This is a genomic window from Pseudomonas marginalis, from assembly GCF_024169655.1.
Classification (GTDB): Bacteria; Pseudomonadota; Gammaproteobacteria; order Pseudomonadales; family Pseudomonadaceae; genus Aquipseudomonas; species Aquipseudomonas paraveronii.
On sequence record NZ_JALJWV010000001.1, the window covers coordinates 6016829 to 6038024 of the forward strand.

The window sequence follows — 21196 nt, forward strand, 5'->3', positions numbered from 1 at the left end:
TACGCTTCTGACTGTAAACTCCTACACGGCCGCCCATGTCGGGCCTTGCACGCCGCCGAGTTCGACATGACCCGCACCCATGAAATCCGCCCCGACCTGGACGAAGGCATCGACCGCAAGGTGCTGGCCCAGTTGCGCGCGCGCTTCATGGCACTTAACGAAGGGCGTATGGCCCGGGCCATCGAAGGGCTGACGCCACGCCAGCAAAGCGTATTGACCCTGCTGCCGCTGTTTTTTCACGTCAATCACCCGCTATTGCCCGGTTACGTGTCAGGCAGCACCCCGGCCGGGCTGTCGAATTTCGAACCCGACGCCCAGGCCCTGAGCGAAGCCCAGCGCCTGACCCGTTCGTTTTCCTACAAGCCGCGCCACGGCAAACCGCCGCAGCCGATCCATGGCCTGTTCCTGATGGGCAGCCTCGGCACCCTGGCCCAGGCCGATCAAAGCGACATGGACGTATGGGTATGTCACGCCCCCGACCTGGGCGACAACGAACTGGTCGAGCTGCGCAAGAAATGCCAGTTGCTCGAAGCCTGGGCCCTGAGCATGGGCGCCGAAGCGCATTTTTTCCTGATCGAGCCGAGCCGTTTTGTATTGGGCGAGCGCGACACGCAACTGAGCTCCGACGACTGCGGCACAACCCAGCACTATTTGTTGCTGGATGAGTTCTATCGCACCGCGATCTGGCTCGCCGGCCGCACGCCGATCTGGTGGCTGGTGCCGGTGTACGAAGAAATCCGCTACGCCGAGTTCACCCATACGCTGATTTCCAAACGCTTTATCCGCGCCGATGAAACCCTCGACCTCGGTCATCTGGCGCGCATCCCGCCCGGCGAATTCATTGGTGCCGGGCTGTGGCAATTGTTCAAGGGCATCGAATCGCCCTACAAGTCGCTGCTCAAGCTGCTGCTGACCGAGGTCTACGCCAGCGAGCACCCGAACGTGCAGTGCCTGAGCCTGCGCTTCAAGCGGGCGGTGTTCGCCAACAAGATGGACCTGGACGAGCTGGACCCGTATGTCGTGGTCTATCGCCGCATCGAGGAATACCTCAACGCGCGCAACGAGCCGGAACGCCTGGAACTGGTACGGCGCGCACTGTATTTGAAGGTCAACCGCAAGCTCAGCGCCGGCCAGCGCACCCTCGGCTGGCAGCACCTGTTGCTGGAGCGCCTGGCCCGTGAATGGGGCTGGGACCAGCGTCAACTGGCCCTGCTCGACAGCCGCAGCCAGTGGAAAGTGCGCCAGGTGGCCTCCGAGCGCCGCGCCCTGGTCAATGAGCTGAACTACAGCTATCGCTTCCTGACCCAGTTCGCCCGCACCGAGCAGACCGTCAGCCTGATCAACAAGCGCGACCTCAATGTGCTTGGCCGCCGTCTCTACGCGGCATTTGAACGCAAGGCGGGCAAGGTCGAATTCATCAACCCCGGCATCGCCCCGGACCTGGCCGAAGACACCCTGACCCTGGTGCAATCCCCCAACCGCAAGGAACCGGACCAGCATCATTGGGGGCTGTACAACGGCAGCCTCACCGCTCAGGAGTCGGAGCACTTCGCGCCGATCAAGCGCAGCCGCGACCTGCTGGAAATGCTCACCTGGTGCCACCGCAACGGCGTGATCGACAGCAGCACCCGCCTGGCGCTGCACCCGGGCGTCAGCGACATGACCGAATTCGAACTGTTCAACCTGCTGGGCAGCCTGCAACAGACCATCGCCCTGCCCCTGCCCAGCGTCGATGAAGATCGCCTGCTGCGCTCGGCGGTGCCGGAAGACGTGCTGCTGCTGATCAACGTCGGTGTCGACCCGCTCAAGCACCACCGCGACCTGAACATCCTGATGACCACCGAGCGCACCGACTCGCTGAGTTACGCCGGCGTGCGTGACAACCTGGTGCTGACCCTCGACCAGGTCACGCTCAACAGTTGGAACGAGGTGATGGTCAGCCGCTACGACGGCCCCCATGCCCTGCTCGATTGCCTGCGCGACTACCTCAACCAATTGCCGTCGGACCACCTGCCACGCCTGCGGGTACGCTGCTTCTGCCACAACCGCGCGCAGTTCATTGCCCGGCGCGTGGAAGAAATCTTCGACACCGCGCAGAACCTGCTGCTGGGCCAGGGCAACCACCGCTACCTGCTGCAGGTGCAGCAGCACTATCACGTGATGGAGCTGATGCCAGGCCAGGCGACCCACGTATCACTGGCGACCCAGGACGCACTGATCGCCTACCTCAGCGAAGAACTGGCCAGTTACAGCCCGTTGCACCTGGACGCGATGGCCCTGGAAGACCACGACCTGGCGTTGCTGCTACCGATGGGCATGGCCGATTGCGTGCAGGTGTTTTACCGGGTCAACGAAGGCTTCGCCGAGCTGTATGTGCTGGATGAGTTCAATGCGCTCTGGCAACAACGCTTGCCGTTCCACGATGAACAGAGCTTGTTGGCGCCGTTGCAGCGCTTTCTGCAGTCGATCATCTATCGCCGGGACGCGTTGTCGCCCGTGGACCCGCAAGAACCGCTGGGTGCGGTGCAAACCCTGTATTACCAACTGCTGCCATCGGGCAGCAACCGCGCACGCAGCATCGAGTCTCGGCCGGCGCCGCAAAACCCGGCCAACAAGCCGTTTTATGACGTGCAGGCGATTATCGGCAAGGCGACGCCGGGCCAGGTGGGGATTACCCTGTACTGCAATCAGCGGGAATTTTCCGAACTGGAATTTGGCGACCAGCTGTTTGCAGTGGTCGCCCAGGAGATCGTCGGGCAGCGCCGGGAAACCGAGCGCTACCGCTGCTATATCACTGATCTTGACCTGTCGGGTCTGCTCGGTGATGTGCAAAGCCCGAGCAATTTGTACCTGCGTTACAAGGCCGAGCTGGAACAGGCGCTCAATGAAGCGCTGAGCCGGACCTAAAGCGAGAAGGCACCGCCGTCTTTGGGCTGGTTTTCTACACTGAGCAGTTCGAGCTTGAGGGTCTTGCCGCCGGGCGCAGGCCAGTCGATGTGCTGGCCCACTTTCAGGCCGAGCAACGCGCTGCCCACCGGTGCCAGGATCGAAATCTTGCCTGCGTCGGCGTTCGCATCCTTGGGGTAAACCAGGGTCAGGTGATAGTCCTTGCCGCTGCCTTGCTCGCGGCAATGCACGCTGGAGTTCATGGTCACGACATCTGCAGGCACTTCATCGTGGCCAACCACTTCTTCGGCGCGGTCGAGTTCGTGCTGCAGGGCTTCTACGCCCGGCGAGTTCTCGCCGACACGGTCGATCAATTGCTCAAGACGCTGCACGTCGAGACGGGTAAGAATGATGGAAGGTGCGGTCATGATTCAGGCAGACTCCTTTTTTCTGCACAAAAAAGCAAAACCCCGCCAGGAAAAGGCGGGGTTCTCACGGACCTCGATGAGTTGAGGTGTACCCGGACACTACCACAGCACCGCAAATAAACAAGAAGGGCTCAAGGCGCGACTTTGCGTCGCTCGGCCTGGGCCACGATCACTCGCCGCCGATGATCGTCGGCGGAGCGCCATTCACGGATGTCTTCCACATGGCGAAAGCAGCCAAGGCAGACTTTTTGCTCGTCCAGCCGACATAAGCTGATACAAGGTGACGGCACCGCCGCGCTGACATTACTGAACAACGGCTTGGGCGGACGTACAGGCGCGGGCTGGTTCACGATCAGTTCTCGTCGGGGTTCAACTCATCGAAGCCCAACTCGACGCCGGCCTGTTCCTGAGTGATACGCGCGAGCATTTCGCTGAGCAGCTCATCGCTGGTATCGCACTGCCAATTGCAGTCTTCTTCGTTGTAATCGAAGTGAAAACCGCCGGAACGTGCTGCCAGCCACAGTTGGCGCAACGGTTCCTGGCGACTGAAGATCAGTTGAGTGCCGTTCTCGAACTTGACGGTCAGCACCCCGGCCGAGTTTTCCAGGTCCACATCCAGGCCGCTCTCGTCGAAAATATCTTCCAGCGCGTGCTGGGTCGAATCCACCAGGTCGTGAAAACGGGCTTCGGTCAAACTCATTGCGGCAACCTCAAAAGTGTCTGGTTTTGCTCAAGCGCCGCACGATACGGTCGCGCTCCGCCGATTGCAAAGGATACCGAGTTCGTTACCGATGACGGTAAGAAATATCCCCAGTTACCGTAAGCCGCTTCGCTACTATCTCGGCAAACCCCCGCCGGACGGGTATTCCGGCGCATAGGCAAGCTGGCGGGTGGTCGGTATACTCGGGCGCAATTAATGCATATTCAAGGATTTCGCCATGAAGCGCCTGATCTCTTCCCTTGCTGCGCTCGTCGCGGTCGCTTGCCTCGTTAGTGCCTGTGGTCAAAAAGGCCCGCTGTACCTGCCCGATGACAGCAAAGACCCAAATGAACAGGCGCAATCGTCGCAGAAACCGCAAAAAGCGCACAAGCACGACACTTACTAAGGGAAACCCATGGACGCTTTTAACTACCGGAACGGCGAGCTGTTCGCGGAAGGCGTGGCGCTGTCCGCAATTGCCGAGCGCTTTGGCACCCCGACCTATGTGTACTCGCGCGCGCATATCGAAGCCCAATATCGCTCTTTCACCGACCCGCTGAACGGCGTGCCGCACCTGGTGTGCTACGCGGTCAAGGCCAACTCCAACCTGGGCGTGCTCAATGTCCTGGCGCGTCTGGGCGCCGGTTTCGACATCGTCTCCCGTGGCGAGCTGGAACGGGTTCTGGCCGCTGGCGGCCAGGCTGACAAAATCGTCTTCTCCGGCGTCGGCAAGAGCCGCGAAGACATGCGCCGTGCCCTGGAAGTCGGCGTGCATTGCTTCAACGTCGAATCCACCGACGAGCTGGAGCGCCTGCAAGTGGTCGCCGCCGAGATGGGCGTTCGCGCGCCGATCTCCCTGCGCGTCAACCCGGACGTCGACGCCGGCACCCACCCGTACATTTCCACCGGTCTCAAAGAGAACAAGTTCGGCATCGCCATCGCCGACGCCGAGGACGTGTACATCCGCGCCGCCCAACTGCCGAACCTGGAAGTGCTGGGTGTCGACTGCCATATCGGCTCGCAACTGACCACCCTGCCGCCGTTCCTGGATGCCCTCGACCGCCTGCTGGCGCTGACCGACCGCCTCGGCGAGTGCGGCATCTACCTGCAGCACATCGACCTCGGTGGCGGCGTGGGCGTGCAGTACCGCGATGAAGAGCCGCCGCTGATCGGCGACTACATCAAAGCCGTGCGCGAACGCCTGGAAGGCCGCGGCCTGACGCTGATGTTCGAGCCGGGCCGCTACATCGTCGCCAATGCCGGCGTGCTGCTGACCCAGGTCGAGTACCTCAAGCACACCGAGTACAAGGATTTCGCCATCGTCGATGCGGCGATGAACGACCTGATCCGCCCGGCGCTGTACCAGGCCTGGATGAATGTCACCGCCGTAACGCCTCGCGACAGTGCAGCGCGTGCCTATGACGTCGTCGGCCCGATCTGCGAAACCGGCGACTTCCTGGCCAAGGATCGTCAGTTGGCCCTGGAAGAAGGCGACCTGCTGGCCATTCATTCGGCCGGTGCCTACGGGTTTGTCATGAGTTCCAACTACAACACCCGCGGGCGTGCCGCCGAGGTGCTGGTGGACGGTGATCAAGCGTTTGAAGTGCGTCGCCGCGAGACGGTAGCCGAGTTGTATGCTGGCGAAAGCCTGCTGCCGGAGTAAGCCATGCTGTTGCGTTTTACCAAGATGCACGGGCTGGGCAATGACTTCATGGTCCTTGACCTGGTCAGCCAGCATGCGCACATTCTGCCCAAGCACGCTAAACAGTGGGGCGACCGCCATACCGGCATCGGTTTCGACCAGTTGCTGATCGTTGAGGCGCCCAGCAACCCGGAGGTGGATTTCCGTTACCGGATCTTCAACTCCGACGGTTCCGAAGTGGAACAGTGCGGCAACGGTGCGCGCTGCTTCGCCCGCTTTGTGCTGGACAAGCGCCTGACCGCCAAGCGGCAGATTCGCGTCGAGACCAAGAGCGGCGTGATCGAGCTGGATGTCCGCAGCGACGGCCAGATCAGCGTCAACATGGGCGCGCCACGCCTGGTGCCGGCGGATATTCCGTTCCAGGCCACCGAGCAGGCCACCTGCTACACCGTCGATGTCGACGGCCAGGCTGTCGAACTGGCGGCCGTGTCCATGGGCAACCCCCATGCGGTGCTGCGCGTCGACGACATCAATAGCGCGCCGGTGCATGAGCTGGGGCCGAAAATCGAACATCACCCGCGCTTTCCGGCACGGGTCAATGTGGGCTTCCTGCAGGTGATCGACCGCTCCCGCGCGCAATTGCGTGTATGGGAGCGCGGCGCCGGTGAAACCCAGGCCTGCGGCACCGGTGCTTGCGCCGCTGCCGTGGCCGCGATCAGCCAGGGGTGGATGGATTCGCCGCTGCTGATCGACCTGCCCGGCGGACGCTTGTCCATCGAATGGGCAGGCCCCGGCCACCCGGTGATGATGACCGGGCCGGCCATGCGCGTATACGAAGGACAGGTCCGTCTATGAGTGAGCCAAGCAAATGACCGATAAGCCTCAAGTACCCGCACAAGCATCCCCGAGCGACAGCCTGGAGGCCGCTGCTGTCGCGGCGTACCTTGAGGCTAATCCGGACTTCTTCGTCGAGCACGAAGAACTGCTGCCGGCCCTGCGCATCCCCCACCAGCGCGGCGATACCGTGTCGCTGGTGGAGCGGCAGATGAAGATCCTGCGCGAGCGCAACATCGAAATGCGCCATCGGCTCTCGCACTTGATGGACGTAGCCCGCGATAACGACCGCCTGTTCGACAAGACCCGGCGCCTGATTCTGACGCTGATGGACGCCACCAGCCTGGAAGAAACGGTGATCGCCGTGGAAGACAGCCTGCGCCAGGACTTCCAGGTGCCCTTCGTCAGCCTGATCCTGTTCAGCGACAACCCGATGCCGGTAGGCCGCTGGGTCAGCGGCGGCGAAGCGCAAACGGCGATTGGCGGCCTGCTTTCCGAAGGCAAGACCATCAGCGGCACCTTGCGCGAACATGAGTTGGACTTTTTGTTTGGCGCCGAGCAGCGCAAGCAGATCGGCTCTACGGCGGTGGTCGCCCTCAGCCATCAAGGCCTGCATGGGGTACTGGCCATCGCCAGCCGTGACCCTGCGCACTACAAAAGCTCGGTGGGCACGCTGTTCCTGACCTACATCGCCGAAGTGCTGGGCCGCGTACTACCGCGCTTCACCACCGCCCTGCGCGCGGTGCGCTAACCATGGAACGGCAACTGGACGCTTACTGCGCTCACCTGCGCAGCGAGCGCCAGGTGTCGCCCCACACCCTGGAAGCCTACCGGCGGGACTTGAACAAGGTTCTGGCCTACTGCGAAAAGCAGCAGATCCCCAGTTGGAAAGCCCTGGATATCCAGGGGCTGCGCAGCCTGATCGCGCGCCTGCACCAGCAGGGCCAATCTTCGCGCAGCCTCGCACGCCTGCTGTCGGCGGTGCGCGGCCTGTATCACTACCTCAACCGCGAAGGCCTGTGCGACCACGACCCGGCCAATGGCCTGGCCCCGCCCAAAGGCGAGCGGCGGCTGCCCAAGACTCTCGACACCGACCGCGCCCTGCAATTGCTCGATGGCGCCGTCGAGGATGATTTCCTGGCCCATCGCGACCAGGCGATCCTGGAGCTGTTCTATTCTTCGGGCCTGCGCCTGTCGGAACTGACCGGGCTGAACCTCGATCAACTCGACCTGGCCGACGGCCTGGTGCAAGTGCTCGGCAAGGGCAGCAAGACCCGCGTGCTGCCGGTGGGTAGAAAAGCCCGGGAAGCCTTGCAACTGTGGCTGCCCCTGCGCGCCCTGACCAACCCGGCGGACGACGCCGTGTTCGTCAGCCAGCAGGGCCGGCGCCTTGGCCCGCGGGCGATTCAGCTGCGAGTCAAGGCGGCCGGCGAGCGCGAACTGGGGCAGAACCTGCATCCGCACATGCTGCGGCACTCGTTTGCCAGCCATTTGCTGGAGTCGTCCCAAGACCTGCGCGCGGTGCAGGAACTGCTCGGCCACTCCGATATCAAGACCACGCAGATCTACACCCACCTGGATTTCCAACACCTGGCAACGGTGTATGACAGCGCCCATCCACGGGCCAAACGCATCAAGGGCGGCGACTCATGAGTATCAAGCTGATCACCTTCGACCTGGACGACACCCTCTGGGACAACGTACCCGTCATCATCAGCGCCGAAGCGTCGATGCGCGAATGGCTGGCCACCCATGCCGCCAAGGTCGGCGAACTGCCCCTGGAGCATTTCGCCAGCCTTCGCCAGCAGGTGCTGGAACGCCATCCCGAACTCAAACACCGCATCAGCGTGCTGCGTCACCGCGTATTGATGTACGCCTTCGAAGAAGCGGGCTACCCGCAGCCGCAAGCCGGGGAAATGGCCGATGTGTGCTTTGAAGCGTTCATTCATGCGCGCCACCAGCTCACCGTATTCCCCGAAGCCGTGCCGATGCTGCAAGCGCTGCGCGAGCACTTCTTGCTGGGAGTGATCACTAACGGCAACGCGGACGTGCAGCGTGTGGGCCTGGCGGACTACTTTCACTTCGCCCTGCGCGCCGAAGACCTCGGCATCGCCAAGCCGGATGCGCGGTTGTTTCAGGAAGCGCTGCAACGCGGTGGCGTGGACGCCAGCGCAGCGGTACATGTTGGCGATCATCCCGGGGATGACATCGCGGGAGCCCAACAAGCAGGACTGCGCGCGGTGTGGTTCAACCCGACGGGTAAGGTCTGGGAGGCGGATCAACGCCCGGATGCGCAGATTCGCAGCCTGACGGAGCTGCCACCGCTGCTCCGCAGTTGGCAGTAACGCTGTAGCGGCAACACCGCGGGTTCATAGACATTGTTTCAGACATGAAAAAGCCCGCAGCGACGGCGGGCTTTTTCAGCAAGCGGGAAGCTGACCTCAGATAGGTCGGCTGCCGTACTTGTTATCCGGTTTCTTGGGCGGGTCTGCCACCACGTTGGCCTCGACTTCCTGCACTTTGCCGCCTTTAGCGAGGAACTCTTCCATCGCACGGGCCAGCGCATCGCGCTCTTTGTTCTTGGCTTCAACGCTCGGCAGCTCATCGACCGAAACTGCGGCCTTGGCCTTGCCTTTGGCTGTTTTGGCAGGCGCATCATCGCCACCGTCATCGCCTTCGTCAGGAGCGTCTTCCGCTACCGCCTCCAGCTCTTCGGTATCGTCGTCCTCACCTACTTCCAGGTCGTCTTCCAGATCATCGTCGCTCATGTTCTACCTCATGACTTGCGAAAAGCAGATTAGTTATAGCCCAGCTTCACCCTCTGTCGAAGGTCGCCGGAAAAAAAATCAACATCCACCGGATAACCAATGGCTTATGCCCCATCACCGTGCAAAGTGGCGAGGACTTTACGAGCACCGCCATGATCACGGTGCTCGCCCAGATAAACACCTTGCCAGGTCCCCATCGCCAAGCGGCCGGCCTTGACCGGCAAACTCAGCTGGCAGCCCAGGAGACTGGCCTTGAAGTGCGCCGGCAGATCGTCCGGGCCTTCGTCGTTGTGTTCGAACCCGGCTCGGCCTTGCGGCACCAGCGAGTTGAAAAAACGCTCGAAGTCACGACGAACCGCCGGATCGGCATTCTCGTTGATGGTCAACGAGGCCGAGGTATGCTGCAACCACAGATGCAACAGGCCCACGCGACACGCCTTCAATTCAGGCAAGCCGGCAAGCAACTCGTCGGTTACCAGGTGAAAGCCCCGGGGCTTGGCCCGCAGGGTAATCAGGGTCTGTTGCCACATACAGTTCTCCGCCCATCGGCGCGCATTCTAGCGCGCTCAGGGAAAAAACAAAGTGCCGAATACGCCTACATGCCTGTAAGACATTCGCATCCGGAAAAGTGCCGTGTGCGCGCCATCACATACGCTGCGCAAAAAACCGGCACCACGCGTTATGACTGACAAACGCCAGACAAAAAAATGCCCGGCAAGCCGGGCATGTTTTTTCGCCTACTTACAAGTTGTAGCCGCGCTCGTTGTGTTGCGCCAGGTCGAGGCCGACAGCCTCTTCTTCGTCGGTAACCCGCAGACCCATGACCATGTCCAGCACCTTGAGGATGATGAAGGTCACGATGGCGGTGTAGATCACAGTGAAGCCGACGCCTTTGCACTGAATCCAGACTTGAGCTGCCACGTCAGTCACGGTGCCGAAGCCGCCCAGTGCTGGGGCTGCAAACACACCGGTCAGGATTGCGCCGAGGATACCGCCGATACCGTGCACACCGAAGGCGTCCAGGGAGTCGTCATAGCCCAGTTTGCGTTTCAGGGTCGTGGCGCAGAAGAAGCACACCACACCGGCCGCCAGGCCGATGATCAGCGCGCCCATCGGGCCCACAGTGCCGGCTGCTGGCGTAATTGCCACAAGGCCCGCAACCACACCCGAGGCGATGCCCAGGGCACTTGGCTTGCCGTGGGTGACCCACTCGGCGAACATCCAGCCCAGTGCGGCGGCGGCAGTAGCGATCTGGGTCACCAGCATCGCCATACCGGCAGTACCGTTGGCCGCCGCTGCGGAACCGGCGTTGAAGCCGAACCAGCCGACCCACAGCATGGCCGCACCCACCAGGGTGTAACCCAGGTTGTGAGGCGCCATTGGCGTGGTCGGGAAGCCTTTACGCTTACCGAGGACCAGGCACGCTACCAGGCCGGCCACACCGGCGTTGATATGCACCACGGTACCGCCGGCAAAGTCCAGCACGCCCCAATCACCCAGCAACGAACCCGGACCGCCCCACACCATGTGGGCAATCGGCGCGTAGACCAGGGTGAACCAGACGCCCATGAAGATCAGCATCGCGGAGAACTTCATACGCTCGGCGAAGGCACCGACAATCAGCGCCGGGGTGATGATGGCGAAGGTCATCTGGTAGGTGACGAACACCGCCTCAGGGAACAGCGCCGCAGGGCCGGTGATGCTGGCTGGGGTCACACCCGACAGGAACAGCTTGGACAAGCCGCCCACGAACGAGTTGAAGTTGACGACACCCGCTTCCATACCGGTGGTGTCGAACGCCATGCTGTAGCCGTAGACGAACCACAGGATGGTAATCAAGCCAGTGATGGCGAAGCACTGCATCATCACCGACAGAATATTTTTGGAGCGAACCATACCGCCGTAGAACAGCGCCAGGCCGGGAATGGTCATGAACAGCACGAGCGCGGTGGATGTGAGCATCCACGCCGTGTCACCGGAATTGAGGACTGGAGCAGCCACTTCGTCTGCCGCCATGGCCAGGCTTGGCATTACGATGGACAACAGGGCTCCGAGCCCTGCGAATTTACGCAGAGTCATATTGTTTTCTCCTGGGGCGTTGGGTTTGGCGGCTTAGATTGCGTCGGTATCGGTTTCGCCGGTACGGATGCGAATAGCCTGTTCCAGATTGACCACAAAGATCTTGCCGTCACCGATCTTGCCGGTGTTGGCGGCCTTGGTTATCGCCTCGATAACCCGATCAAGATCCTTGTCGTCAATGGCGACATCAATCTTCACCTTCGGCAGGAAATCAACCACGTATTCCGCGCCGCGATACAGCTCGGTGTGACCCTTCTGCCGCCCGAAGCCTTTGACCTCAGTAACGGTAATGCCCTGCACGCCGATCTCGGACAACGACTCGCGTACATCGTCCAACTTGAACGGCTTGATGATGGCAGTGACTAGCTTCATGAAAACTCTCTCCCGAATTGGTGGACTTGCCCCAGGAAAACAAACCCGTCTCAAGTCTAAGCGCAGCGCCTGGCTTTGTAACGCGTCGTCGCAAGAGCAATTGCCATTACGACGCCAGCGAACCACTGGTGACGAAACCTGTACCCCTGATCCGTCGGCGCACTGCATTCGTCACAGCGACTGCATCAGTGCATGGGTCATGTTCGTCTAAGCAGAAACCTTGCCAGCTCCGTAAAAATCATTGAAATCAGTCCTTTGCCCACTTATGCCCACCTGCGGGGCTTTTTGGCGGGGTGATTGCGCACGAAAACGGTGCGCTACCGCCCGACACCCTGCGCGAAAAGCGTGCGCCCGAGGTCGTGGAAATGACTATAGACGCTGCGTGATACACTGCCCGCCAACAGTTTTCCGGAATATTTCCCATGCTCGCGCCCAAAGACCTCCTCGACGCCCTGAGCGGCCACGCCTCCCGCCTGTTCAGTGGCGAGACCCCGCTGCCCCGCAATGAAATCGAAAGCCAGTTCAAGGCCTTGCTGCAAAGCGGCTTCAGCAAGCTCGACCTGGTCAGCCGGGAAGAGTTCGACAGCCAAATGGTGGTGCTGGCCCGCACCCGAGCACGCCTGGAAAGCCTGGAGGCGAAGGTGGCGGAGCTGGAAGCGCGGTTGACCCCGGCAGCCTCTGAATAAACCCCGGTCAATGTAGGAGCTGGCTTGCCTGCGATGGGATCGACTCGGTCCCTCTGACACACCGAACCGCCTATATCGTAGGCAAGCCAGCCGCCACACTCGTTCTGCGTCACTCTCCGGATACGTCCTGTAAAACCTCCCCCGCTTCGCTCTTCCCCACCTCGTCTACCCTTGAAAAACCGCAGGAAGCGGCCCGCCCTTTCAAGGAATGAGCATGTCCCTCGCCATCGTCCACAGCCGCGCCCAGATCGGCGTCGAAGCCCCTGCCGTCAGCGTCGAAGTACACATGGCCAATGGTCTGCCATCGCTCACGCTGGTGGGTTTGCCGGAAACCGCCGTCAAGGAAAGCAAGGACCGCGTGCGCAGCGCCATCCTCAATTCAGCGCTGCAATACCCGGCCCGTCGCATCACCCTCAACCTCGCGCCCGCCGACCTGCCCAAGGACGGCGGGCGTTTTGACCTGGCGATTGCCCTCGGGATTCTCGCGGCGAGCGTGCAGGTGCCGGCGCTGATGCTCGATGACGTGGAGTGCCTGGGGGAATTGGCGCTCTCGGGCGAGGTACGCGCGGTGAAAGGCGTGTTGCCGGCAGCGCTGGCGGCGCGCAAGGCCGGGCGCAGCGTGATCGTGCCTCGGGCGAATGCCGAAGAGGCCTGCCTGGCGTCCGGGTTGAAGGTGATTGCGGTGGACCACCTGCTGCAGGTGGTGGCGCACCTGAATGGGCACGTGCCGATCGAACCCTTCAAGTCTGACGGTTTGCTGTACTTGAACAAGCCCTACCCGGACCTCAGCGAAGTCCAGGGCCAACTCGCCGCCAAACGCGCGCTGCTGATCGCTGCGGCAGGCGCGCATAACCTATTGTTCAGCGGGCCGCCCGGCACCGGTAAGACCTTGCTCGCCAGCCGCCTGCCGGGTTTGCTGCCGCCACTGAGTGAACACGAAGCGCTGGAAGTCGCCGCGATTCAATCCGTGGTCAGCCTGGCACCACTGAGCCATTGGCCCCACCGGCCGTTTCGCCAGCCGCACCATTCGGCCTCCGGCCCGGCGCTGGTGGGCGGCGGGTCGAAGCCGCAACCGGGGGAAATCACCCTGGCCCACCACGGGGTGCTGTTCCTGGATGAGTTGCCGGAATTTGATCGCAAGGTGCTGGAGGTACTGCGCGAGCCACTGGAGTCGGGGCATATCGTGATCTCCCGCGCCCGTGACCGCGTGAGTTTCCCGGCGCGCTTTCAACTGGTCGCCGCGATGAACCCCTGCCCTTGCGGTTACATGGGCGACCCCAGCGCGCGCTGTCGCTGTACGCCGGAGCAGATCCAGCGCTACCGCAACAAACTCTCCGGGCCGCTGCTGGACCGGATCGACCTGCACCTGACCGTCGCCCGCGAAATCACCGCACTGAACCCGGCCCCGCAGCCCGGCGACAACACGTCCACCGCCTCGGCGCTGGTTGCCCAGGCACGGGAACGCCAGCATCAGCGCCAGGGCTGCGCCAATGCGTTCCTGGATCTACCGGGGTTGCGCCAGCATTGTGCGCTGTCCAAGCCGGACGAAGCCTGGCTGGAAAGCGCCTGCGAGCGCCTGACCCTGTCCCTTCGAGCAGCCCACCGCCTGCTCAAGGTCGCCCGCACTCTGGCGGATCTGCAACGCGCCGACACTATCGGCCGCCCCCACATTGCCGAAGCCCTGCAATACCGGCCCTCGGCCTCCAGCCAAGTCGACTGCGCAAACGCTTAGACATAAAAAATCAGCAATAAACCGGGTGCCGCCGGCACAGCGCAATCACCTGTTCACGCACCTGATGTGCAACGTTCTCGCTCTCCCCGCGCTCCAGAGCGTCGAGTACATCGCACAGCCAACCGGCCAGTTGCTCGCACTCGAACACGCCGAAACCGCGGGTCGTGACGGCGGGCGTGCCGATGCGCAGCCCCGAGGTGACAAAGGGTGAGCGCGGATCGTTGGGCACCGAATTCTTGTTGGCGGTGATGCCGGCGTTGCTCAGGGCCGCATCGGCGTCTTTGCCGGTGTAGGGCCGGTCGGACAGGTCGATCAGCATCATGTGGTTATCGGTGCCACCCGAGACAATCGTGTAACCGCGCCGCTGCAATACGGTCGCCATGGCCCGGGCATTGACCACGACCTGGGCCTGGTAGGTTTTGAACTCGGGCCTCAAGGCTTCCTTGAAGGCCACTGCCTTGGCCGCGATCTGATGCATCAACGGCCCGCCCTGAACACCCGGAAATACCGCCGAATCGAGCTTTTTGTAAAACGCTGCGTCCTGGCCCTTGGACAAAATCAACCCGCCCCGTGGGCCACGCAAGGTTTTGTGCGTGGTGCTGGTGACCACATGGGCGTGCGGCAACGGGTCCGGGTATTCGCCAGCCGCGACCAGCCCGGCGATGTGAGCCATGTCGACCCAGAAAATCGCACCGACCTTGTCGGCAATCGCCCGCATGCGCGCCCAGTCTTTGTACCGCGAGTAGGCAGAGAACCCGCCGATCAGCATCTTCGGCCGCGTTTCCACAGCGATGCGCTCCATCTCGTCGTAGTCGAGCAAGCCCGTCTGCGGATCAAGCCCATAAGGCACGATGTGGTAATGCCGGCCCGAAAAGTTAGAGGGATTGCCGTGGGTCAGGTGACCGCCCTGGGCCAGGTTCATGCCCATCACCGTATCGCCGGGGTTGATCAAGGCCAGGAACACCGCGGCGTTTGCCTGGGCGCCCGCATGGGGCTGCACGTTGGCGTAATCGCAGTCGAACAGGGCCTTGACCCGTTCGATGGCCAGGCGTTCGGCCACATCGACGTATTCGCAGCCGCTGTAGTAGCGCTTGCCGGGATAACCCTCGGCGTATTTGTTGGTCAATACCGTGCTCTGGAGGCTCATGACCAGCGGGCTGGCGTAGTTTTCGGAAGCGATCAGTTCGACATGGTCTTCCTGACGGCGCTCCTCGTTATGAATCGCCTCACACAACTGCGGGTCGAAGGCTTCAAGCGTCAATGTTGAGTCGTACATGATGAACAGGTCCTTGCTGAAAAAGTCAGGTCGTTGACGGTTGATCGGCGCTCGGCCAGTAGTAGTCATCCGGCATGGCGCGGGCGCCGAAGATGGCCTGGCCGACGCGGACAACGGTCGCGCCTTCCTCGATGGCGATCTCGAAATCCCCGGACATGCCCATCGACAACTCCTCCAGGCTGACGCCCGCCGGGGCGTGATCGCGCAGGCGCTCGCGCAGTTCGCGCAGCCGCACAAAGCACGGGCGCACGCGGGCCACGTCGGCCGAGAACAGCGCCAGCGTCATCAGCCCGCGAACGCGCAAGGCCGGGAATGCCGGCAGGGCCTGCAGAAAGTCCGCGACGGCGTGCGGCTCCAGGCCGTATTTGCTGGCTTCCCCGGAGGTATTCACCTGCACGAACACATCCAGTTGCCGCCCTTCGATCTGCAGGCGACGATCCAGCGCCTCGGCCACTCGCAGGCTGTCCAGCGCCTGGAACTCACTGGCAAAACGCGCGACCTGCTTGGCTTTGTTGGTTTGCAGGTGGCCGATCACCGACCACTGCAGATCGGCCAGATCGCCCATGGCCTGCCATTTGCGCAGGGCTTCCTGCACCTTGTTCTCGCCCAGCAGCCGACAGCCCGCCGCATACGCCAGGCGCAGGTGCGCCTCGTCAAAGGTTTTGCTCACCGGCAACAGGCGCACGCTCGCCGGGTCGCGGCCGACCCGCGCACAGGCACTGGCGATACGTTGCTGTACGGCCGCCAGATTGCGCCGAAAATCCTCCACGCTGGTGGCCTGCGGGTAACGCCCGTGACGCGCATGCAGGGTGGCGAGGGCTTGCGCTTCGGCGCGCATCATTGGGCCGCTTCCTTGGCCACCGCCACCGCCTCGGAAACCGCTGCACGACGACGTGGCAAGCGGCCGTTGAGCAGCGCATACGCGGCCAATCCGATCAACAACCCCCAAAACGCGCCACCGATGCCCAGCAGGGTGATGTTGGCGGCGCACGCCAGAAAGGTGATCAGCGCGGCTTCACGCGACCTGACGTCCGCCATCGCGTTGGCCAGGCTGGCGCCGATGGTGCCCAGCAGGGCCAAGCCGGCCAGCGTGGTGATGAACGCCGGCGGGAACGCCATGAATACGGCGGCCAGCGTCACCCCGAACACCCCGACGAGGATGTAGAACACCCCAGCGGCAACCCCGGCGACCCAGCGCTTGGACGGGTCCTCCGAGGCTTCCTTGCCCGTGCAGATGGCCGCCGTGATCGCCGCGACGTTGAACGCGTGCGAGCCGAACGGCGCCATCAACAGCGAACCCAGCCCGGTCACTGTCAGGATCGGGTTGGCGCTGGTCTTGAAACCATCATTGCGCAACACCAGCATACCCGGCATGTACTGGCCCGTTAGCGTGATCAGAAACAGCGGCAGCGCCACACTGAGCAACGCATTGAGCGAAAACTCGGGCCGGGTGAATACCGGCGTCGCCAGTTGCAGGGACAGGCCCGACAGGTCCACCCGCCCCTGCGCCAGCAGGAATCCCAAGCCCAGCAGCAGAATGCCGACGACGGCGTAGCGCGCAGTAAAGCGCTTGAGCCCGACGTAAGCGGCGATCAGCAACCCAACCAACACAGGGTCGAGGCTCATGCCACCAAACGCGCCGATACCGAACTGCAGCAGAATTCCCGCCAGCATGGCCGCCGCGATGCCAGACGGAATCAGCCGGATGACTTTTTCGAAACAGCCGGACAGCCCCAGCAGCACAAACGCCACGGCTGAAACGATGTACGCGCCGACCGCCTCGGCGTAAGGCGTGGCAGACAGCGCGACCACCAGAAACGCCGCAGCGGGCGTCGACCAGGCGGTGATGATCGGCTCACGGCTCACCCAACTCAGAAACAGCCCGGTCACCCCCACACCGATCGACACCGACCAGACCCACGAAGCGGTCAGCTCGGGACTCAGCCCAGCCACCTTGGCGGCCTGGAACACCAGAATGAACGTGCCGCCATAATTGACGATGACCGAAATCAGCCCGGCCACGATGGGGTGGAACAGGTCGCGCAGGCGCAGCGACGACGGCGATATTGACGAAGACATAGATACTTAGCTCCTTGCCAGGCGAGGGGTTGAGCCATCGCGTGATGGGCCATTGGCCGGCGTGAAGGCCGTGGCGCAGGTCGAAGTCTACGGATAGACTGGCCTGCCAATACCAGCCAATTTTTCAAGGCAAGGCAGACCGCATGGCGAAAACCTTCGAGCTGGAAACCCTGCAAATGCGCCTCAACGATGCGCAATTCCAGCGGTTGGGCCTGCACCAGCGCATTCAACGCGCGCTGCGTGCCTTGATCCTCGACGGCGCGCTGGCACCCGGCCTGAAGCTGCCAGCGACGCGGGTGTTGGCCAAGTCGTTGGGGATCGCGCGCGATACGGTGGAGAACGCCTACGTGCAGTTGCAGCGCGATGGTTTTATCGTGCGCCGCGAAGGTTCCGGCAGTTACGTGTGCGAGGCCATCGGCACCGAATTGCGCGGTGCCTCGCGCCGCCGCATCAAGGCGCAGGCGGTCAAAACCAGCCAGGCGGCTCCCGGCGCCGGCTTGAGCCAGCGCGGGCGGATGATCCTCGACAGCGGCGGCGTGGCCGACCAACAGGTGATCAAGGCATTTGCCACGGGCCTGCCCGAAACCCGCTCGTTCCCGACCGAGGTCTGGGAGCGCCTGCAGCGCCAGGTGATGAAGGACTATCGCAGCAGCGTGCTGTTGCACGGCGACCCGCAAGGGGCCGAGTCGTTACGCAAAGCCATCGCCACCTATTTGAACCTTGAGCGTGGGGCCAAGTGCTCGCCCGACCAGGTCCTGGTGCTGAGCAGTACGCGCCAGGCGCTGTTTCTGTGCGCGCAGCTGCTGGTGGACGTCGGCAAACCGATCCTGCTGGAGAACCCGGGCTACTACGGCGCCCGGAAGGCCTTCGAAACCGCGGAGGCCAAGGTCGTGCCGATCGATGTCGATGAGTCGGGCATCCGCACCGACCTGCTGCACGCCGACCGCAGCGGCGCCACGTGCGTGTATGTCACGCCCTCGCATCAATACCCGACCGGCGCCACGCTGACCCTGGAACGGCGTCTTGAGTTGATCAACTGGGCTGCGGAAAAAGGCAAATGGGTCATCGAAGATGACTACGACAGCGAGTTTCACTACGCCGGCAAACCCACGGCCTGTGTGCAGGGCCTGGACAAGTATCAGCGCACGCTGTACCTCGGCACCTTCAGCAAGACCCTGTTCCCCGGCCTGCGCATGGGCTACATGGTGCTGCCCCCTGAACTGGTCAAGGCCTTCACCTATGCGCGCAGCATGATGGACGGCCACACCCCGCAAATCCTGCAACTGACGCTGGCGCGCTTTATGGAGGACGGTCATTACAACGCCCATGTCCGTGCGATGCGCAAACTCTACGCCGGGCGCCAAGCCATCATGCTCGACGCCATCGGCAAGCACCTGGGCGATGTCGTCACGGCATGCCGGCCCCAGGGCGGGCTGCAAATCCCTTGCGTGCTGCATGAGGGTTGGTCGGAAGAAAAAACCATCCGCCAGGCCGCCAACGCGGGCGTGCAACTGGCCGGCCTCAGCCGGCTGTATGCCGGTGCCGCCACGCAACAGGGATGGCTATTGGGCTATTCGTCCTTGACCGCCCATGAAATCGAAACCGCCATGCTGCGCCTGGCTAACGCGCTCAAGGCGCGCTAGCCGCTTCAGGCGCGCCTTCAACGAAACCGATCGACCTCTTGGCGCAAGCTCGCCGCCAGCGTCTCCAGCTCCTTGGCGGTAATCGCCAGGTTCGACACCACTTCGCGTTGCTCGCTGTTGGCCAGCGCAATGCTCTGCAGGTTGCTGCTCAGCAACGTCGCCGTGCTGCTCTGCTCCTGGGTGGCGGTGGTGATCGCGGCGAATTGCTGCCCGGCCGAGCGGCTTTGCTCGTCGATGCGTGCCAGGGCCGACGCCACGTCGGCGTTGCGTGACAAGCCTTCCTGCATCAGCGCATTGCCCTGCTCCATGGTGCTGATGGCGTTACCGGTTTCCTGCTGGATGCTTTGGATCATCCCGGAAATCTCATCGGTGGCCTGGCGGGTGCGCGAGGCCAGGTTGCGCACTTCGTCGGCGACCACGGCAAACCCACGGCCTTGCTCGCCAGCGCGGGCGGCTTCGATGGCGGCGTTGAGCGCCAGCAGGTTGGTCTGTTCGGCGATCGCGGTGATCACGCCGACGATCCCGCCGATTTCCTGGGAGCGCTGGCCCAAGGTGTTGATCACCGTGGCCGTGCTGTTCAGGGCGGTGGCAATGTGTTCCAGGGACGACGAGGCCTGATCCATCGAGTTGCGGCCGATGCGCGTCTGCTGGGCGTTTTCCTGGGCCAGGCGTTCGGTGTTGCCCATGTTGTCGGCGATGTTCAGCGAGGTGGCGCTGAATTCTTCCACCGCGCCGGCCATGCTGGTGATCTCGCCAGACTGCTGCTCCATGCCCTCATAGGCCCCACCGGACAAACCGGACAACGCCTGGGCGCGGCCGTTGACTTCCTCGGAGGCCTTGCGGATATGCGACACCATGGTCGACAACGCTTCTCCCATCTGGTTGAAGCTGCGCGCCAGTTGGCCGATCTCGTCATGGCTGGACACGTTCAAGCGCGCGCTCAAATCACCGGCGCCCAAGGCTTCGGCCTGGCGTACCAGGTCGCTCAACGGCGCCAGTTTGCTGCGCAACAACCACACCGTCGCGCCCACCGCCAGCAGCATCGCCAGCAGGCTGCCGATCACCAGGCGAGTGCCCACCGACCACGTGACCGCGCGGATCTCGGCTTTCGGCATGCTCGCCACTACCGCCCAGGGGCCGCCGTCAAACGGCACCGAGACGCTGTAGAAATCTTCGTGCTTGTCGCTCCAGAAGCGGCCCTTGCCGGGAGCCTTGGCCAGGTCCAGCATCACCGCAACAGCCTGGTCCGGCGCCTGCACCCCGGCCGGCGGCACCAGCCAGTGTTTCTGCTCATCGAGCAGCGCCAGCGAACCGGTCTGGCCGATGCGGAAGCGCTTGAGGTTGGCGAACTGGGCGTTCTGCGCATCGGTGTAGTCGAAGCCGATGAACAGCACCGCGATGACCTTGCCGCTGGCGTCGCGCACCGGGCTGTACTGGGTCATGTAGGAGCGATCGAACAGCACGGCGCGGCCGATGTACGTCTGCCCGCCGACCACCCGCGAGTAGGCCGGCCCCTGGCGATCCAGCACCGTGCCGATGGCACGGCTGCCATCCTGCTTGGTCAAGGAGGTGCTGATACGGATAAAGTCATCGCCGCTGCGCACGAACACCGTGGCCACGCCGCCGGACATCTGCTTGAACTCGTCGACGCCATCGAAGTTGTTGTTCAGCAGCACCTTGCCCAGGTACAGGCTCGGGGTTTGCACACCGGCCACGGCGACCGGCTGATCCGCCTGCACACTCAAGCCGGCGCTGAAGCGCTTTTCAAACAGCCCGCTCAAACGCTGGGTGCTCTCGCGCAAGGTGCCGTGGAACGTACTGAGTTGGTCGGCCAGCAGGCGCGCCTCGCTGGCCAGGTGTTCTTCCCGGGTATCGAGGTTGGCGGAGTCGAGGGAACGCAAGGCAAAAACCGTACTGCCGCTGATAACGACAGCCAGAATCACGGCTAACGCGAGGCCTAACTGGGAGGCGATCCGAGCACGAGGTTGAGACATGACAGCTCCTGGCCGAGGCCTGGATCATCCTGATCTCATAGCGTTGCTCGGCAAATTTTCTAGTGAGATTCGTTGGT

At 62.9% G+C, this 21196-nt stretch carries 21 protein-coding genes; 10 read left to right on the forward strand and 11 right to left on the reverse strand.

Annotation, left to right across the window (positions count from 1 at the left end):
• The first annotated feature begins 66 nt into the window (after nucleotides 1-66).
• Nucleotides 67-2907, forward strand: a complete 2841-nt coding sequence (locus J2Y83_RS27900; protein WP_253400094.1) for a class I adenylate cyclase — start codon at nucleotides 67-69, stop codon at nucleotides 2905-2907.
• On the opposite strand, the gene rnk is transcribed toward J2Y83_RS27900, so the two are convergent.
• The 3 genes from rnk to cyaY form a co-directional block, all read right to left on the reverse strand.
• The gene (rnk, locus tag J2Y83_RS27905) at nucleotides 2904-3314 is read right to left on the reverse strand and encodes a nucleoside diphosphate kinase regulator (RefSeq protein WP_247401875.1); all 411 of its coding nucleotides are present in this window, start codon (nucleotides 3312-3314) and stop codon (nucleotides 2904-2906) included. The genes J2Y83_RS27900 and rnk overlap by 4 nt on opposite strands.
• Before the next feature lie 131 nt (nucleotides 3315-3445).
• Nucleotides 3446-3664, reverse strand: a complete 219-nt coding sequence (locus J2Y83_RS27910) for a DUF1289 domain-containing protein (RefSeq protein WP_253400095.1) — start codon at nucleotides 3662-3664, stop codon at nucleotides 3446-3448.
• A gap of 2 nt (nucleotides 3665-3666) precedes the next feature.
• Nucleotides 3667-4014 (reverse strand): iron donor protein CyaY, encoded by a 348-nt coding sequence (gene cyaY, locus J2Y83_RS27915; protein WP_253400096.1) that lies wholly within the window; start codon nucleotides 4012-4014, stop codon nucleotides 3667-3669.
• Nucleotides 4015-4252: 238 nt separating this feature from the next.
• Here cyaY and lptM point away from each other — a divergent pair, with 238 nt between their 5' ends.
• Genes lptM through J2Y83_RS27945 form a run of 6 tightly spaced genes read left to right on the forward strand, consistent with a single transcriptional unit; the run spans nucleotide 4253 to nucleotide 8835 of the window.
• Complete coding sequence (lptM, locus tag J2Y83_RS27920) at nucleotides 4253-4420, forward strand: LPS translocon maturation chaperone LptM (protein WP_048723727.1); 168 nt, start codon at nucleotides 4253-4255, stop codon at nucleotides 4418-4420.
• A 9-nt stretch (nucleotides 4421-4429) separates the two neighbouring features.
• On the forward strand, nucleotides 4430-5677 hold the full coding sequence (gene lysA / locus J2Y83_RS27925) for a diaminopimelate decarboxylase (protein ID WP_253400097.1): 1248 nt from the start codon (nucleotides 4430-4432) through the stop codon (nucleotides 5675-5677).
• A gap of 3 nt (nucleotides 5678-5680) precedes the next feature.
• A complete protein-coding gene (gene dapF / locus J2Y83_RS27930; protein ID WP_253400098.1) occupies nucleotides 5681-6511 on the forward strand; it encodes a diaminopimelate epimerase in 831 nt (276 codons plus the stop codon).
• Nucleotides 6512-6524: 13 nt separating this feature from the next.
• Nucleotides 6525-7241 carry a DUF484 family protein gene (locus J2Y83_RS27935; RefSeq protein ID WP_253400099.1) on the forward strand — a complete coding sequence of 239 codons (717 nt, stop codon included), beginning with the start codon at nucleotides 6525-6527 and terminating at the stop codon, nucleotides 7239-7241.
• Nucleotides 7242-7243: 2 nt separating this feature from the next.
• Nucleotides 7244-8143 (forward strand): tyrosine recombinase XerC, encoded by a 900-nt coding sequence (xerC, locus tag J2Y83_RS27940; RefSeq protein WP_046381665.1) that lies wholly within the window; start codon nucleotides 7244-7246, stop codon nucleotides 8141-8143.
• Complete coding sequence (locus J2Y83_RS27945) at nucleotides 8140-8835, forward strand: HAD family hydrolase (RefSeq protein ID WP_253400100.1); 696 nt, start codon at nucleotides 8140-8142, stop codon at nucleotides 8833-8835. The genes xerC and J2Y83_RS27945 overlap by 4 nt, the downstream gene beginning before the upstream one ends.
• A 96-nt stretch (nucleotides 8836-8931) precedes the next feature.
• Here the strand turns inward: J2Y83_RS27945 and sutA are convergent, their stop codons facing one another.
• The 4 genes from sutA to glnK all read right to left on the reverse strand — a co-directional run bounded on the left by sutA (nucleotide 8932) and on the right by glnK (nucleotide 11709).
• Nucleotides 8932-9258 carry a transcriptional regulator SutA gene (gene sutA, locus J2Y83_RS27950; RefSeq protein ID WP_253400101.1) on the reverse strand — a complete coding sequence of 109 codons (327 nt, stop codon included), beginning with the start codon at nucleotides 9256-9258 and terminating at the stop codon, nucleotides 8932-8934.
• Nucleotides 9259-9362: 104 nt separating this feature from the next.
• Nucleotides 9363-9788, reverse strand: a complete 426-nt coding sequence (locus J2Y83_RS27955) for a secondary thiamine-phosphate synthase enzyme YjbQ (RefSeq protein WP_017845176.1) — start codon at nucleotides 9786-9788, stop codon at nucleotides 9363-9365.
• 211 nt (nucleotides 9789-9999) lie between these two features.
• Entirely contained in the window at nucleotides 10000-11337 is a 1338-nt protein-coding gene (locus tag J2Y83_RS27960; protein ID WP_247406751.1) for an ammonium transporter, read from the reverse strand.
• Between the two features lie 33 nt (nucleotides 11338-11370).
• The gene (glnK, locus tag J2Y83_RS27965) at nucleotides 11371-11709 is read right to left on the reverse strand and encodes a P-II family nitrogen regulator (RefSeq protein ID WP_002555808.1); all 339 of its coding nucleotides are present in this window, start codon (nucleotides 11707-11709) and stop codon (nucleotides 11371-11373) included.
• Nucleotides 11710-12131: 422 nt separating this feature from the next.
• Here glnK and J2Y83_RS27970 point away from each other — a divergent pair, with 422 nt between their 5' ends.
• Complete coding sequence (locus tag J2Y83_RS27970) at nucleotides 12132-12395, forward strand: accessory factor UbiK family protein (RefSeq protein WP_017845178.1); 264 nt, start codon at nucleotides 12132-12134, stop codon at nucleotides 12393-12395.
• A gap of 214 nt (nucleotides 12396-12609) precedes the next feature.
• Nucleotides 12610-14127: a YifB family Mg chelatase-like AAA ATPase gene (locus J2Y83_RS27975; protein WP_253400102.1), complete on the forward strand. Its 1518-nt coding sequence runs from the start codon at nucleotides 12610-12612 to the stop codon at nucleotides 14125-14127.
• Nucleotides 14128-14137: 10 nt separating this feature from the next.
• On the opposite strand, the gene glyA is transcribed toward J2Y83_RS27975, so the two are convergent.
• From glyA to J2Y83_RS27990, 3 genes are read right to left on the reverse strand one after another with little or no spacing between them, the layout of a single operon-like run.
• On the reverse strand, nucleotides 14138-15403 hold the full coding sequence (glyA, locus tag J2Y83_RS27980) for a serine hydroxymethyltransferase (protein WP_253400103.1): 1266 nt from the start codon (nucleotides 15401-15403) through the stop codon (nucleotides 14138-14140).
• Between the two features lie 25 nt (nucleotides 15404-15428).
• Complete coding sequence (locus tag J2Y83_RS27985; RefSeq protein ID WP_253400104.1) at nucleotides 15429-16244, reverse strand: YggS family pyridoxal phosphate-dependent enzyme; 816 nt, start codon at nucleotides 16242-16244, stop codon at nucleotides 15429-15431.
• Complete coding sequence (locus J2Y83_RS27990; RefSeq protein WP_253400105.1) at nucleotides 16241-17482, reverse strand: benzoate/H(+) symporter BenE family transporter; 1242 nt, start codon at nucleotides 17480-17482, stop codon at nucleotides 16241-16243. Before J2Y83_RS27990 ends, J2Y83_RS27985 begins: the two co-directional genes overlap by 4 nt.
• 143 nt (nucleotides 17483-17625) lie before the next feature.
• Here J2Y83_RS27990 and J2Y83_RS27995 point away from each other — a divergent pair, with 143 nt between their 5' ends.
• Nucleotides 17626-19125: a PLP-dependent aminotransferase family protein gene (locus tag J2Y83_RS27995; RefSeq protein ID WP_253400106.1), complete on the forward strand. Its 1500-nt coding sequence runs from the start codon at nucleotides 17626-17628 to the stop codon at nucleotides 19123-19125.
• A gap of 17 nt (nucleotides 19126-19142) precedes the next feature.
• Here the strand turns inward: J2Y83_RS27995 and J2Y83_RS28000 are convergent, their stop codons facing one another.
• Nucleotides 19143-21119, reverse strand: a complete 1977-nt coding sequence (locus J2Y83_RS28000; RefSeq protein WP_253400107.1) for a methyl-accepting chemotaxis protein — start codon at nucleotides 21117-21119, stop codon at nucleotides 19143-19145.
• Between the last annotated feature and the right edge of the window lie 77 nt (nucleotides 21120-21196).